Source organism: Acinetobacter sp. SwsAc6 (assembly GCF_013391565.1).
Classification (GTDB): Bacteria; Pseudomonadota; Gammaproteobacteria; order Pseudomonadales; family Moraxellaceae; genus Acinetobacter; species Acinetobacter cumulans.
The window spans coordinates 149,071-164,237 of record NZ_JACAXE010000002.1 but is presented as its reverse complement, the minus strand read 5'-3'; the positions used below and the strand labels follow the sequence as shown (position 1 = coordinate 164,237).

Here is a 15,167-nt window from a genome sequence, read left to right as displayed (position 1 = left end):
TAAACGTGCTTATGCAAAAATACTTAAAACTTGAGGGCTTACAAGTGAGTAAAAAATTATTGGGGTATGTGTTAATTCATCCGACAAAGGAGGATTTTGTAATTGGCATCAATGATAATGAAATGATGGTCACTACACTTTATGATGCTCGGCCTGATAATGCCAAGCGCTTTAAAGACTTTAAAGCAATAGAGAAATTTGTTTCACCCTTGGAAGATTTTCTACTGGATGTTGCAAAACTTTATGATACAGGTAAGCAATATGCTGTTGAATACGAGACATCTATCTCAAGTCATCCTATAAAGCAGGATGAATAACCCAACAAACAAGTCTTAAAAAAATGCTCAGATGCTAAAAACATTTGAGCATTTTTTATGAAAGACCAATGTAAAGCAGCCGTAGCGAAAGCATTAGGCAAAGACTCACTGAATCAGCAAGAAGCCACAGATATTGAAAATCGTATTAAAGATGCGATGAAATCTGTAGCACGCAAAGATATTGATGCTTGGCGCAATTTATCCGATGCAGAAAAGCTCACCAAGGCAGGTGAGTTTGTTGCGCAGGATATTCAAGACCAGCTCAAACGCAAGCACGCCATTGCAGCGCGTGACATCCTCACACAGAATAAAAATCTTACTGCTTTAGATCATCCAACCTTAAGTTCCAGTGAAGTTGTAGACCGCATTGTTGCACCGCATGGCGATATGTCAGGCATTCAATCAATTGATTCAAAAGCACGTGCAACGGCATCAATCTACCGTGGTGAATTGGTGGACTTCTACACGAACATAAAAGGCGGTACAGGTGTATTCACTGATAAAGAATTAGTGCAAAAAATTGTGCGTGAGCGATTTAATGACAACACAGGCGACCCGCTAGCCAAGAAGATAAGCGACAAAATGGGTGAAGTGTTTGAAGGTATGCGCCAGCGCTTCAACCGTTCAGGCGGTGATATTGGCAAGCTGGATGATTGGGGATTACCCCAGACACATGACCTTGCCAAAATAGTTAAGGCTGGCAAAGAAGCATGGGTAAATAAAGCTGAAAAGCTGATTGATACTTCAAAATATGTGCATGAGGATGGCTCATTTTATTCGCAACAACAGATACGTGAATTGCTTGAATACTCATACGATACGCTTAGCAGTAATGGTGCAAACAAAACCGAAGTAGGTCGTCAGTCTTTTGGTGGTAATTCAAAGGTTACATCACGTCACAGTGAAAGCCGTGTACTTCATTTCAAAGATGCTGATGCTTGGCTTGAGTATCAGGCCGATTTCGGCGGCATGCCGTTTGTAGACTTGGTTGAAGCTCACATTAACGGCCTATCTAAAGATATTGCGCTGGTTGAAAATTTAGGCAGTAATCCAAAAAGTGCTATGCGCATTTTAATGGATGCTGCGGAGCAAAAAGATTGGTTAAAAGGTATTGATGCAAGTACTACAGGAAAGTCACGTAAACGCGCACAGACGATGTTTGATGAGTTTACAGGGGCGAATACACCTGAAAGTGAAGTGTTGGCTAATTTGGGCTTAGCGTATCGATCTATGAATGTGGCAAGCATGTTGGGAGGTACAACGCTTTCGTCTATCACTGATCAGGCCATGATTAAGAAGACTGCTTCTATTCATGGCATTGCCTACCGTAAAACATTTGGTGAACTTATTTCCCAATTGAACCCAAAGAATGCGGAAGATCGATATACAGCTCATTCGCTTGGCCTAGCCACAGAAGAAATGCTCGGCAGTATTGCGCGCTGGTCAGATGATGGCCTTACTTCTGTAAGTGGCAAAAGCCAAAAGCTTGCACGTGTATCAAGTGCCATTGCATCACAGGTTATGCGTGTGTCAGGACTGAATGCTTTAACTGCAGCAAGCAAAGTCGGTTTTACCAAAATGTTGATGGAGAAATATGGACGTTTAAGCCGCGACAAGGCATGGTCGGATCTTAGTGAAATGGATCGTGAGCTGATGTCTAAAACAGGACTCAGTGAACGTGTGTGGGAAGTAATGCGCTTGGCTGAGCCAGTTGTCGATCGCAAAGGCAACCAACTTATGTCTGCACGCTCTATATATGAAATTCCAAACGAACAATTAACAGCATTTGGTGACCCGCAAAGAGTAAAAGATGAAATAGCCTCCAGCTTTCAAGCGCATTTGCTTGATGAGCAAGGTATGGCAGTTGTAGAGGCTGGATTGCGTGAACGTACATGGATGAGTGCGGGGCAAAAGAAAGGAACAGCTATGGGCGAAATCCTAAAAGGAATGCTGCAATTTAAATCATTCCCTGCAGCTTTTCTAATGCGTCACGGCAGTCGTGCAATGTCATTTGAAAAAGGGACATCAAAAGCAGCCTATGGCGCGTCAATATTTGCTATGACAACTTTGCTTGGTGCGCTGGTTGTTCAGTTGAAAGAACTGGCAAACGGCAATGATCCGCAGACAGTTTGGGATGAGAACGATCCACAAAAGAGCATTAACTTTTTAACGCGCTCAGCAGTCCAAGGCGGCGGCCTTTCCATTCTTGGTGACATACTTGTGGCCGGTACAGATACCAGCGGGCGCAGTTCTACAGACTTTATGGTTGGGCCATTGGGTTCGGATGCGAAAGCGGTGCTTGGCTTAACTGTCGGCAATTTCACGCAGTATTATGAGGGCAAGGATACCAATGCCGCCAATGAAGCTTTTAAATTGTTAAAAGGCAAAATCCCTGCACAAAACTTGTGGTACACCAAAGCTGCTGCAAATCGAATGATATTTGATGAAATGCAGGATATAGTTGCACCGGGTTACCGTGAAAAATTGCTGAGAAAAGCTGAGCGTGAACATGATCGCACACGGTTTTGGGGTGATGATATAGGCGATATTCAAGCGCCTGATTTTGACCGTATGATTGAATAAAAAAAGGACTGCAGATGCAACTTTTACCTTATTACAATAATTTACTTCCACCTATTGCATGAAATTTTTAATTATTCAATAATACCGTCAGAAACTGACGGTGTATATATGGAACAACCCGACAATATAATAATGTTTTCAGATCTCTCAGAAGCGGTTGCTAAATCGAAGTTGAGAGAGATTGCGAAAGATTCTAGTAAGGTTTTCCTTACAGATCATGTTCGCAAACGTATGAAACAACGAAAAATAACCCTACCCCAAATACTTTGTTGTATGGAGCACGGTCAGTTTGATGAAGGTCCTTATAGAGAAACTAATGGATCTTGGAAAATGAAATTATCTGTAGTTTCTGCAGGTGATGTCATTAGTGCAGTCGTGGCTTTGGACTACGATGATATAACTCAGGACCACTGTATTGTGGTTACTGTAATTAGAGGTTAATTATGTACCATTACACCGAAAGCGGTTTACGCGATGTTTGGTTGGAGAATGGTTACATCGAAAAAGATACAGCGTATGGAAAAGTTGTTTCTTTTGTAGATGTAGAAGGCTTGCATCGTGTGATTGGACTTAACTTAGTTACTCACAAGCCTCGTTTATCAGGTGCTGAAGTTCGCTTTTTGCGAAAAGAAATGAACCTATCACAAAGCGGGTTAGCTGAAATTTTAGGTGTTTCAGAGTCAAGTATTAGGGCTTGGGAAACACATCGGTCTAAAATTCCTAAACCGAGCGATCGCTTGTTAAGGGTTTTATATAAAGGCAGTGTTGAAAAAGGTAGTGATATCAGAAACATGCTAGATAAAATAGCCCATCTTGATCGCCAAAAAAGCGAGACTAAAGCTAGTTTTTCACATCAAAAACAAGGTGGTTGGTCAGAGCAATTGGTTGCATAAAGGGTTCAAATAAAAAAAGCCACTTAGTGTGGCTTTTTTATTGTATTGAAGTTTGATTGAACACACCCAACAAACCGCTATTTAAGCCCTTGTATATATGGATTATATGCGAGGGCTTTTTTTATGACGATTGAAAAGAAACCAGGTCACTTAAAACCTGAAACCAAAGAGAAATTAAAACTCTGTTTAGAAATGGCGGGAACAGATACTGTTGATTTGATCACGGAAGCTTACGGCAAAGATATATTCGAAAAAGAAGGGCGCGGGGATAAGGTTTGGCTCTATAAGGGAGCTAAAGAAGCATTGTCATGTATGGAGAAACTAAAGCGCATTCTGAATGATGATGAACTTACACGTGGCAATACAGATGAGCGTTCTATCACGCCTGAGCAACAGGCAGCACAGCTTCTTGAAAGTGTGGCCAAGAAATTAGAAGAGCGTAAACAACGCCCGAGTTGATTGTGATTAAAGTCAGCTTTGCTGCGTTCTACCTAGTTTATGCCGAGGTCATGAATTGGGTAGTGCCTGATTTTCATTTAGACGTCTGTGATTTTCTAGAGGACTACGGCGCGCTTGGCCTTTTAATGATGCCGCGTGGTCATGGGAAATCTACAATTCTAGACGTTTATAACGCATGGAAGTTGTATTGCAGTCCTGATCATTTAATCTTGCATCAAGGAGCGACAGATCCTGATGCTTATAAGGTTAGTCGAGGTACTGAGCAAGTATTAGAACGTCATCCACTCTGCCAAATATTTAATATTAAAAAGGCGCGCGGTGAAACACAGAAGTGGTGGGTGTCAGGTTCTACTGATGTGCGGCATGGTTCTATTCATGCACGAGGCATCCTATCAAACGTGACTGGTGCACGTGCTAATGAAATCCAAAATGATGACGTAGAAGTTCCGAGTAACATTGGTACACCGGAGGCACGTGAAAAGTTGCTGTACCGCCTATCTGAACAAACACATATTTTAATACCAGGAGGGCAAAAGCTTTTTGTCGGTACGCCGCATACACACGACTCCTTGTACACGCGAATTCAAAAGCTCGGCGCTAAGTGCCTTATTCTAAAAATGTTTGAAAAAGAGAAGCGTTTTGAACAAGTCATAGAGGCAATTACAGACTACAAGCCAGTCTATATTTTTAGCGGAATTGGTACTAATTCCAAACTTTTAAAAGAAGGTACTGATTACTGTGTTGAGCAAAAAGGCAATATTTATCTTATTACTTTTGATGAGTCACACTATCTTATTGATGTTTACAGTGAAGCATTGTGGCCTGAGCGATTCACTCCGCAAATCATGGAAGAACGTCGCCGTGAATGCCGAACAATCAATGAATGGGACTCGCAATACCAGCTGCATGCCAAACCTGTAGGTAATGTCCGTCTTGATCCTGACAAGATGATTCCTTATGAAATAGAGCCAGTATTAAAACGTGCTAATGGTCAGCACATAATGTTACTTGGTGAGCGCCAAATTGTAGGTATTACAATGCGGTGGGATCCATCCAGCGGTAAATTGAAATCAGATATTTCCTCTGTTGCTTTGGTGTTGCACGATGATTTTGGGGTGAAGTACTGGCATAGATCTGTAGCACTCACTGGTGATGTAGTCACACACGATGCACACGGCAATATCATCGGCGGTCAAGTTTGGCAGCTATGCGATCTGATTAAAGACTTCTATGTTACAAGCATCACCATTGAAACTAATGGTATAGGTAACTTTGCACCAGCAGCATTAAAAGGTGCACTAAAAGCTCGCCGTATACGTTGCGGTGTAAAAGAGATTCATAGCACAGGCGCTAAAAATAAACGCATTCTAGAGGCACTAGAAGGTCCATTAGTGTCAGGTCTATTATGGGTGCATACGTCTGTCATTGATACACCAGAAGAAGGTGAGAATAGCTCTAGACAGTACAAGAACATGCGTATGTTTAATCCTGCAGTTACTGAGCAACCTGATGATGATTTAGATTCACTTGCAGGAGCAGTTACAGATTCACCTGAACGTGTCGGGAAAATACACAGACAAAACGAGGTCAATGAGTCGCCTAATTGGAGATCAGACGGTGGTGTTGTTGAAGCTGCCTTGGATTTTGAGCATTAGGGTGAACTCATGGCTGTATCAGAGCAAACGCCATATACTGAATATACTGCGAATGGCACTACCACAAGCTTTGCATTGGAATTTTATTGTGAGAAGAAAGAGCATTTAATTGTACTGGTTGATGATATAGAGCCCACTGTAGGCACATGGTCTTTAGTAAATGGGGCTGTAGTATTTGAGACAGCACCAGCGAATGGGAAAATTATTACGATTCAGCGTAATACACCGTTTAGCCGAAATACAGATTATCAATCCTATAACAACTCATTCCGTCCACCTGCAGTAAATAAAGACTTTGACTGGATCTGGTTAAAGCTTCAGGAGTTAGGGGTAGCTGACTGGATTTTAAGTAATCGTATTAATGCACTGAAAAACTATGTGGATGATCGAGATGATGAGCTAAAAGCCTATCTCATGGAAGAGATTCGCAAGCAGGGTGTAGCTCTGGATCAGCTTGATGAATACTACAATTATTTGATGGAGCGACTGGCTCAGATTGCAGTAGATAAAGGATGGGATGCCTTATTTGTTGTTGACGCAAGTAGGGAAACACAGCAACAAGTCAACTACAATGGCGGTTCTAAGTGGCATTCTCGCGTTGGCGGGTATCAGTTGAATGAACGTGTCGTTCTAGCTAATGGCGACATCGTAAAAAGTACCATTGATGGTAATGTGAATAATCCGAATGTGGATATGACAGATTGGAAAATCAGCAATGGAACTATTGATTTCTATGATTTTTCTGATCTTAGATCGTACAAAGGCGGCGGTATTGTTTGTTATGTTGCAAAAGGCGGAATCGCGGGCCATTTTTTACTGTCCAGCGACACTACAACAGCGGACAATAACGGCACTGTGATCGTCGATGCTAAAAATCGCAGGTGGAAACGGTCATTTGATGGTTCTTATCAAATTAAATGGTTTGATGTGAAACCTGATTCTACAGAAAACAGTACAACCAAAATCAACAATGCAATTGACTTTATTTCAAATTTACCAGTGCCAGAAAATGGTAATGTGTTAGAGTTTGATTCAGGAATTTATTACGCAAACTTAGTGGCAAAACCGCGTGTTAGATTTCATGGCAAGGGAATTAATACTACAATTATCAAAGCTGTAGCAAACTCTACAACACCTGTGGTCTATGCTGATGCAAACATTGCATTTTTCGGTTGGCGAGATATTTCATTCGATGGAAATAAACAAAATGGTGCGACAGGTAAAGGGATATTTTTAGATCATGCACAAAGCGGAAACATAACAGCTAGTAAAATTACTGATAAGTCGGCAACTGGGGGTGCTCCGTATCGCTATAACACATCGTCAAATTTCTCTGTATCAAACTGTAAAGACAATGGCATCCACATCGGGACAGGAACATACGGAAATTATGCAATCATGTGGAGTGATTTTCACTCTGTTTATAATGACGGGCACGGTTTTTATAATAGCTCTACTGATAACTTATTTTACTCATTTTATGCAGAACGGAACGGATTATGCGGTTTATATAATGTCGGTGCTAATAATAAATTCATCGGTGTAAAAACAATCTGGAATGGTGTTAAAAATGTAGATTCAGCAGGAACATACAGCATTGCAAATCGGTGCGATTTGATTGCGGTAGAGTCGCAAGACAACTTTTGCAACGGTATGATTATCGGCGGTGATGACTGTGCATACGATGCACTTATTGATTGTAATGGTTACTCACCGGTGGGTGGCTCTAATGTTTCATCTCGTGTTAGTATTGGTCTCGATGTTCGATCTGGAGCTAGACAGCGTATTAGAGCACGTATTACAAACTATAAAGGTGGTCGATTGGGTGATGGATACTACGCTCTTGAGTATCCCTACAAAATTGACAGCGAAAGCTCTTTTGATGAGTTTGATGTAACAGTTTCAAATGCATGCACAAATAAACCGCCTGTTGGAGCAATCACTCCATCAAGCTTAAGTTCCCCTGTTGTGTCAAATCGCAACTCATCTGTAGTAGATGGCAGCATAACATACACTAAAGATCAACCTGTAATTATTCAGAATCAAGGTCTTCAAATTAATCCATCTGAGTCTGTTGAAATTGTCGGTAGTGTAAAAATTGGCTCTATGTTGTCTTATGCTTTTGAATTTGAGTACAAGTCAAGCTCATATTCAGCACCGCGATTGATTAAATCAAAAGATGGAAAATTTATAATCTATTTAATCAAAACAGGTGCTACAGATGCGCCTTACGTACAAACAACTATAAATGTCGGCGGGACAGACTTTTCAGCAGTTTTTAAAGGTATGGGGCTCGATGCGTTTGATGTTGCTGATATTCGTGACGGGTTACAGGTTCTTGTGAAGGGTAACTTAACATTGACTGGATCAAGACTTGTGCGAGATGAGTCCGTATGCTTTATTGACGCAAATGGATTGATCAAAAATATCCAACGTAGGCAATTATTGGGTTGCACCGAGACTGTTTTTGGCGATTTTAGTGGGTTTGTTGTGTCTGAAGATGCATTGCAGTCGTGGCAGGGTAAAGTTCGCGGATTTGCTTTTTTTGGTGGTAAGGAAGGTCAAAGTGTTGATCTTGGGCAGTACGTGTCAAGTAGCGCTGTAAGCAAATATCGTGACTGCGGTGGCATTTATGCTGATTTTCTTGATTATAATACGAGCAAGTTAATTAATGACCCTCGCTTAAATACTCCAACACCAAGCGAATCTTATCGAGGAATGCGATTGCAAAAATTAGGTGGAGCAGGTGTTGCGGATATTGATCAAGTCTGTGCAAAAAGTGCTGACAATTTGTACACTTGGAAGTCAGTATATTAGTGCACCAATTATTAAGGGGGAATAAATGAACTTCATAGATCAGTTCTATTTGTTCCTAATTTATTTGAGTTTAGATGTAAATTAAAGCCCTTCGGGGCTTTTCTATTACCCCCCCTAAAAGTGCTACTATAAGAAAAACTTATATCGGGGTTAGACCTGAAGTGTATATCAGGGCTAATTATTGATAATGGGTCACAAGTATCACGTGTGTTACGTGCCGTAAATATTGCAGACGGAGTGAATGTACCGGAGGATTTAAAAGCTTATCTTTAATAATTTTAAGGTTTAAACCGAAGTATAACCCGACAAAACACCACAAGCCCTAGCGCCTAATAAGCCTAGGGCTTTTTTAATGTCAAGAAATCAGGGGTAAGCAGTGAATGAACCAAGTACTGCATTGTGGAAAAAATTAAACGAAGTAGCTGAAAAGCTACAGAAAGTTTCAGAACAGCTGATTGAAACCAACGCGATTAATAAAGGTTATCACGCTGCACTTGATCAGCAACGAGAAAAGATTGAAGCGCTTGAGCAGCAAAATCACATTAACCAAGGCGCTATTTCAATGTTGCGTTGGGGGATGGGGTTTGTTTTGAGCGTAGCGCTAACAGGTGGTGCATGGACGATTAATTCAATTAACCAACTCAAACAAGACGTAGCTGTAATTCAGAGCCATAGAGAGGGCAACAAATGAAATTTACATCAGATGATCCATTGAAATATTTATCAGTGAAGTGGCCTTTATGGGGTGCTTTTATTTTAGGTTTACTACCTACTGTTTTACAGCAAGGTATGGATACGCAAGTGATCCCAGCTGAATACCACGCAATACTGTTATCAGTAGTATTGCCGATTTTGAGCTATTTCGGCAAAAAGAAATACCAGCCTGAATTGCATCCTGAGCCAACACTATTAGGCTTTGCCAGTATGCCTGCTGATTCAATTACTTTTGAAGAGGCATTCCGCCGTTTAATTGGACATGAAGGTGGGTACAGCAACGATAAGCGAGATCCGGGCAACTGGACAGGTGGCAAGGTTGGGATCGGCACATTGAAAGGTACGAAGTTTGGCTTAGCAGCCAATACTTATCCCAATTTGGATATTAAAAACATCACATTTGCCCAAGCAAAAGAGATCTATAAAAAAGATTGGTGGGATAAACTCGGCGGCCATGGCCTGCATTCTGCTGTAACTTTTCAACTCTGGGACTTTGCGATTAATGCTGGCAAAAAACGGGCAATCATTGAACTACAGCAAGTTGCAGGTGTGACTGCTGATGGAGTTATTGGCCCCAAAACAATTGAAGCAGTGAATGCTTTGGATTTGAATGATGTCTTACTTTCATTGACAGCTGAGCGCTTAAAGTTCTACACATCACTTTCAACGTGGCCAACGTACGGCAAAGGTTGGACGAATCGTGTAGCGGATAATTTGAAATATGCTGCGCAGGATAACTAAGTTTATGTTATTTTAATGCAAGTAATTCAACCGACTAATTAGAAATAATAAGTCGGTTTTCTGCTTTTTTAAATTGTGGATAAAAATAATAAAACACCAAAAATGCACCAATAGAATATATGTTATTGGTTTTTAATATTAAAATTAATCTACCAAATGTAGGTGACAAAATTACTGTAAACATTACAACTGAAGCTTCTGTACCTGCTGCAAAATAAAGCTTGATGTAAATGCCTCATTACAGCGTCTGAGCATTAAAAAGCACCTCATTATAGAGGTGCTTTTTTTATTGATTTAGGGGATGTTTAGCTTAATCACGATTTAAAATAAGCATGCAACCAAAGCTAATAAATATTCCGCCAGTAATGCCATCAATTTTCTGACTTATTTTTTGATAGTAATGATTAATTTTAGATGTAGAAAACAAGACTGCAACTAATGCAAACCACAATAAGCTTTCAAAAAAGATTAATGCCAGTACAGAGCTTTGTTGAAGTAGTGTGGCGTCAGTATTAATTGCAAGGGCAAATACACTGCTAAAGTACACCAAAGCTTTGGGATTGGCCATGTTGGTTAAAAAGCCTTGTAGAAGCAGTTTTTTACGTGATTTTAGGGTATTTGTTGGGGTGTGTTGTGTAGATGTGGTTGTTGCTGGTTTAAATGCTGACTTTAATAATTGATAGCCTAAGTAACAGAGATAAATTCCCCCGCAGACCATGAGCACTTGTTGAAGCCAGCCTATTTTTTGAAATAAATAATGTAAACCACTCACCGCGCAAATGGACCAAACCAGAATACTTAAAGCAATACCGAGCGCAGCACAAAGAGCATGTGATCGTGATTGACGAATAGCACTTTGCGTGACAAAGAAAAAATCAGGCCCAGGACTCATTAATGCAAATAGATGAATAAGGGCAATACTAATGAGCGCAGTCATGGTTGTTCGTCTTATGATTTAAGGTTGTTGAAGTTATAGGCGCTTTAAGAAGAAAAATAAAGTATTTGTTGAATTGCGTTATGCTGAAGTTGCAATTTTAGAAGTCGAGCATCATATTCTTGCTCCACCTATAAAAGGTGAAGACAAGACTAAATTTAAAACAAGACTAAGTTGAAGCGTGATATCTGAATTAGAGCGATTAAGTATTCGGATTGAGTGCTTGAAGCCATTGGCTAAATATACGACTTGCAATAACTTCTAACTGTGGCGCGTGAGCAATATTCTCTTGGCGTAGTGCAGGAATATTGATTTTGGCCTGAGTTAATTCGGCAGTATGACCAATCAGCCATTTTTCTAAGCTGTTACTGAGTACTTCCAAATGAAACTGTAATGCTAAAATTTGTGAGCCAACTGCAAAGGCTTGGTTTGGGTAAAGTTCAGAACTTGCAAGCAAAGTTGCCTGTGGGGGTAAGTCAAACGTATCACCATGCCAATGTAATACGGGCTGATGGGCTAAGGGTGCTAAGAGATTATTTTCAGTAGGATGGATGGAGAGTGTAGACCAGCCGATTTCTTTGCTATGTCCCGCATATACTTTTGCACCCAAAGCATGTGCAATTAACTGAGCACCTAAACAAATCCCTAAAGTAGGTAGATTTTTTTCCAAACGAACTTTGAGTAAGTCTATTTCTTGTTGTAAGAAAGGATAATTCTCAGTTTCGTATACACCAATAGGACCACCTAAAATAATGGTTAGGCCTTCATGTTCTAGTGCTTTACGTAGGTCATCTACACCTGCTTCAAAATAACGTACGCGATAACCCAATTGATAGCAGACGTCTTCAAAACTACCGAGGTCTTCAAAGGCAAGGTGTTGGATGGCATAAATAGTGTCTGAAAATACGTTACTCATGGTGTTATCTACATGAATAGGAGAGGTGAATAATGTAACGTGCTCGGCTAAAAATAAAAAGTGTAAGCATCTATGTATGTGTGATTTTATGTATGACGAATGCATTATGTCGTGAAGGAGTTGCACTGACTTGAAAAATGGCACAATTTTTATAGGGTTTTACAAATATTAAAAATTAAGCACAAGTGTATATGTATTTTAAATACATGAAGTGGCGAAAAAGTATACTTTTGATGTCAAACAAGCGAATTGGAATTAAAATTGCAACTGTTAATATGAACGCATAATTTCATATCTTAAGATTGACTTAAGGTGAATTAATAAATATATGAATAGTATAATAAAACCTAGAGAAAATAGTATGCGAAGAGAGGTTGAGCAGAATCGCGATGCGAGCTTGTTGCATGCGATTCATAAAATTTTATTAAAGGATTGGGATCCGCTTGGTATTGGATCACGACCTGCTATGCGTGATGAATACGACGAATTCTTACCTAAAATTTTTATGCTCATAAAGTCTGAGGTGAGTGAATCAGAAATTTTTGAATATTTGTGGCGTTTAGAAACAGTTGTTATGGAAAAGCGTGGTAATAAAGCACATACAGCACGCATTGCATCTTTACTCAAGCATATTAAAATTGATCCTTAACTGATTTTTATTTATCACTATATATTTTCAACTATTGTCCTATCCTATAAAAAAACCGGCATATCAAATGCCGGTTTTTTTATAGGTTTAAATATGATAAGGATTAGAATTTTTTCTCTACAGTTAGCATATAGCTTGGAATAGATTCATTTAAACGTGCTTGATATAAGCTACCGTCACTTACTTTCACTAAGCGTTCTTTATAATCTGTGCTAAAGATATTACGTGCATTTAATGAAGCTGACCAGTTGTTATCAAAACGCTTAGTAAAGCTTAAGTCTACCTTGACCCGTTCATTACGGGTACGGTTGTAGTTTTCTGCATTACTGCTGTTATTCAGTAGGCGTGTGTACTCAGGTGTGTAGTTGAGGTTTAAGCTACTAGAAACTCGCCAAGGTTGATAGTTATACGAAACACCTGTACTTGCCGTATAGGGCGCAACATCACTGGCTAAGCGTTTGGCACCATTTTCCTCTTCAATTTCGGCACGAACAGTTGATAATTGTGCATTTAACATGAATGAATGCCCATTATCAGTTTGTTTAAGCGCGTAACGACCTGCAAGTTCAACGCCGTATGTGGTTGCATTGTTTTGGTTGGTTGGGCGTTGTACAAAACGGCAACTAGGATCATTTGCTGTTGTACATACACCGCCTTGCGCATTTTCACTACGAATACTATTTTCAATATAGTCACTAATTTGACGATAGTAGGCCGTTAAATTCACACCACCTGCGGGCGTGTTGTAACCCAGGGTGGTTTCGTAAGCACTGATTTTTTCTGGACGTAAGAGTGGGTTACCACCTTGGTCAGGATTATTTAATGAGCCAGCATCAGCATCAGTAGAGACAGAAACAGTCGGCATTAATTGCTCAGCTCTTGGGCTACGGAAAGCTTGGCTTAAATTGGTTTGTAAAGACCATTGCTCCGTGAAGTCAAAGCGATGTGCAAGTACGGGGCTAAGGTTTTGGTCGCTGTAACTTACTAAGCCAGAACGATTAATCCATTCTTGGCGTGCGCCTAAAGTAAGGGTTTGGCGATCCGTAAACTTCCAACTACCTTCTGCATAAAGTGCGTAGCGCTGTTCGTCTAGGGTTTGTGCAATATTGCTGTCAAGCTCACTGCTTCGAAGGTCCGTACCAAATTTAATTTGCTTGGTTTCATTAAATTTACGTACACCATCATAAGCCAAACCATATTCATTGATTTGCTCATCTATGTAGCTTTGGCGTTTGCTTGAGCGCGTCGACTCAGTCTCATTTTGCTGTTCTATAGATAGGCGGATTTTGTCTGAATCACCTTTATCTTTGCGTTCATAGCGGGTGTTTAAACGAATACTGTCGTTTTTATCATTTTGAATTTGGTCTTGAGCATTACCTTCGCTTTCATTGTTACGATAGAACAATTCAGCAACCAGTTTCTGTTGATCATCAATTTGGTATTCGCCACGCGGTGCAAGCATTTGTGAGCTACGGTTGGTCGTGCGTGTTTGCGTTGTGGTTGTACCTGTTGCATTGGTTGTTTTGCTTACAGAGGTTGTGTCATTCCATGAACTATTTGCAGATAAGCTATACATCCAAGGATCTGTACGGCCATCCATTTGAATGCCAATATTTTTACGTTCTTCTTCTTCTTTGCCTTTTGCCTTGGCTAAACCATATCCCGCACGAACAGAGCCACTGATACGGGTGTCATTTAATGGCTGTTTTAAAATAATATTAATCACTGCAGAGCTAGCAACAGAGGCTTGAGCTACGCTTGGCTGTTTCACAATTTCAATGCGGTCAATCATGTCGGGTGTGATGCTGTCGACCACAGACATACCGCCACGTGGGCCACCTTGTACAGGCTCACCATTAATTAAAAATACAGGTGCACCGCCACCACGGAAACGCATACTGCCATTACCACCCCGTGGGCCTTGACCTGGGCTTGGCAGTTGGAAACCTGCAGCACGACGCAAGGCATCATTCACACTTTGGTCGCCAAACTTTTCCATTTCTTCACGGCTAATCACTGTTTTTGCAACAGCACTAATATCTGGGTCTTTGACCACAGCTGGTGCTTTTGCTACTTGAAAGGTCATGGTGGACAGCGTTTGCACAGGAGTAGGCGGTGCAGGCGTTGGCATCGTTTCTGTAGCCCAAAGTGCTGGAGAGACTGCAAAAAGTGCGCAGCTGAGCGCACTGTATTTAAATGATGTTGGCATGCATTTCATTATTGGATATACCAAATGTAATTTTGCGTAAGAGTAGCTGAAAACTGTGGAGAAAAATGGAGGAAATTGAATTTTAGGCGACAGAATGCATAAAAAAATTCACTCATAAAATCCATACAAATCTTAAGGATATGAAGTCTAAAAATACTGAACACGTATTTCGATTTATGGTCTTTAGCTCAAATGCATTGGCGCCGTAAAGGGTTTAGTAATGGATTCACAGCATGGCTGAATTGAAGCTGAAATTTAGGGTGGAGATATAAGTATTCAA

13 protein-coding genes and 1 pseudogene are annotated in these 15,167 nt (G+C 40.4%); 11 read left to right on the top strand and 3 right to left on the bottom strand.

Translation table 11 applies throughout. The annotated features are described in order from the left end of the window. Positions 1–11 precede the first annotated feature (11 nt). The 10 genes and pseudogenes from HYG93_RS02305 to HYG93_RS02260 all read left to right on the top strand — a co-directional run. On the top strand, positions 12–317 hold the full coding sequence (locus HYG93_RS02305) for a hypothetical protein (RefSeq protein ID WP_178961751.1): 306 nt from the start codon (positions 12–14) through the stop codon (positions 315–317). 57 nt (positions 318–374) lie between these two features. After that, positions 375–2,900: a hypothetical protein gene (locus HYG93_RS02300; RefSeq protein ID WP_178961749.1), complete on the top strand. Its 2,526-nt coding sequence runs from the start codon at positions 375–377 to the stop codon at positions 2,898–2,900. A 108-nt stretch (positions 2,901–3,008) separates the two neighbouring features. Next, positions 3,009–3,341, top strand: coding sequence for a DUF4258 domain-containing protein (locus HYG93_RS02295; RefSeq protein ID WP_120366756.1), 333 nt, complete (start codon positions 3,009–3,011; stop codon positions 3,339–3,341). Positions 3,342–3,343: 2 nt separating this feature from the next. After that, positions 3,344–3,793 (top strand): DNA-binding transcriptional regulator, encoded by a 450-nt coding sequence (locus HYG93_RS02290; protein WP_120366755.1) that lies wholly within the window; start codon positions 3,344–3,346, stop codon positions 3,791–3,793. A gap of 123 nt (positions 3,794–3,916) precedes the next feature. Then, positions 3,917–4,252 carry a hypothetical protein gene (locus tag HYG93_RS02285; protein ID WP_120364173.1) on the top strand — a complete coding sequence of 112 codons (336 nt, stop codon included), beginning with the start codon at positions 3,917–3,919 and terminating at the stop codon, positions 4,250–4,252. 2 nt (positions 4,253–4,254) lie between these two features. Continuing rightward, a complete protein-coding gene (terL, locus tag HYG93_RS02280; RefSeq protein WP_178961747.1) occupies positions 4,255–5,907 on the top strand; it encodes a phage terminase large subunit in 1,653 nt (550 codons plus the stop codon). 9 nt (positions 5,908–5,916) lie between these two features. Beyond that, complete coding sequence (locus HYG93_RS02275) at positions 5,917–8,724, top strand: hypothetical protein (protein WP_178961745.1); 2,808 nt, start codon at positions 5,917–5,919, stop codon at positions 8,722–8,724. 376 nt (positions 8,725–9,100) lie between these two features. Next, a complete protein-coding gene (locus HYG93_RS02270; RefSeq protein ID WP_120366748.1) occupies positions 9,101–9,415 on the top strand; it encodes a hypothetical protein in 315 nt (104 codons plus the stop codon). A 248-nt stretch (positions 9,416–9,663) separates the two neighbouring features. Beyond that, positions 9,664–10,179: a glycoside hydrolase family 108 protein gene (locus tag HYG93_RS02265; RefSeq protein WP_178961800.1), complete on the top strand. Its 516-nt coding sequence runs from the start codon at positions 9,664–9,666 to the stop codon at positions 10,177–10,179. 149 nt (positions 10,180–10,328) lie between these two features. Further along, positions 10,329–10,397, top strand: a pseudogene (locus HYG93_RS02260) (polyisoprenoid-binding protein); the annotation flags it as partial. Positions 10,398–10,489: 92 nt separating this feature from the next. On the opposite strand, the gene HYG93_RS02255 reads toward HYG93_RS02260, so the two are convergent. After that, positions 10,490–11,116, bottom strand: coding sequence for a LysE family transporter (locus tag HYG93_RS02255; RefSeq protein WP_121594469.1), 627 nt, complete (start codon positions 11,114–11,116; stop codon positions 10,490–10,492). Between the two features lie 199 nt (positions 11,117–11,315). Further along, on the bottom strand, positions 11,316–12,029 hold the full coding sequence (locus HYG93_RS02250) for a glutamine amidotransferase (RefSeq protein ID WP_106985439.1): 714 nt from the start codon (positions 12,027–12,029) through the stop codon (positions 11,316–11,318). A 328-nt stretch (positions 12,030–12,357) separates the two neighbouring features. Between HYG93_RS02250 and HYG93_RS02245 the strand changes: the two genes are divergently transcribed. Next, entirely contained in the window at positions 12,358–12,678 is a 321-nt protein-coding gene (locus HYG93_RS02245) for a hypothetical protein (RefSeq protein WP_228198897.1), read from the top strand. A 103-nt stretch (positions 12,679–12,781) separates the two neighbouring features. On the opposite strand, the gene HYG93_RS02240 is transcribed toward HYG93_RS02245, so the two are convergent. Then, entirely contained in the window at positions 12,782–14,896 is a 2,115-nt protein-coding gene (locus HYG93_RS02240; protein WP_178961743.1) for a TonB-dependent siderophore receptor, read from the bottom strand. Between the last annotated feature and the right edge of the window lie 271 nt (positions 14,897–15,167).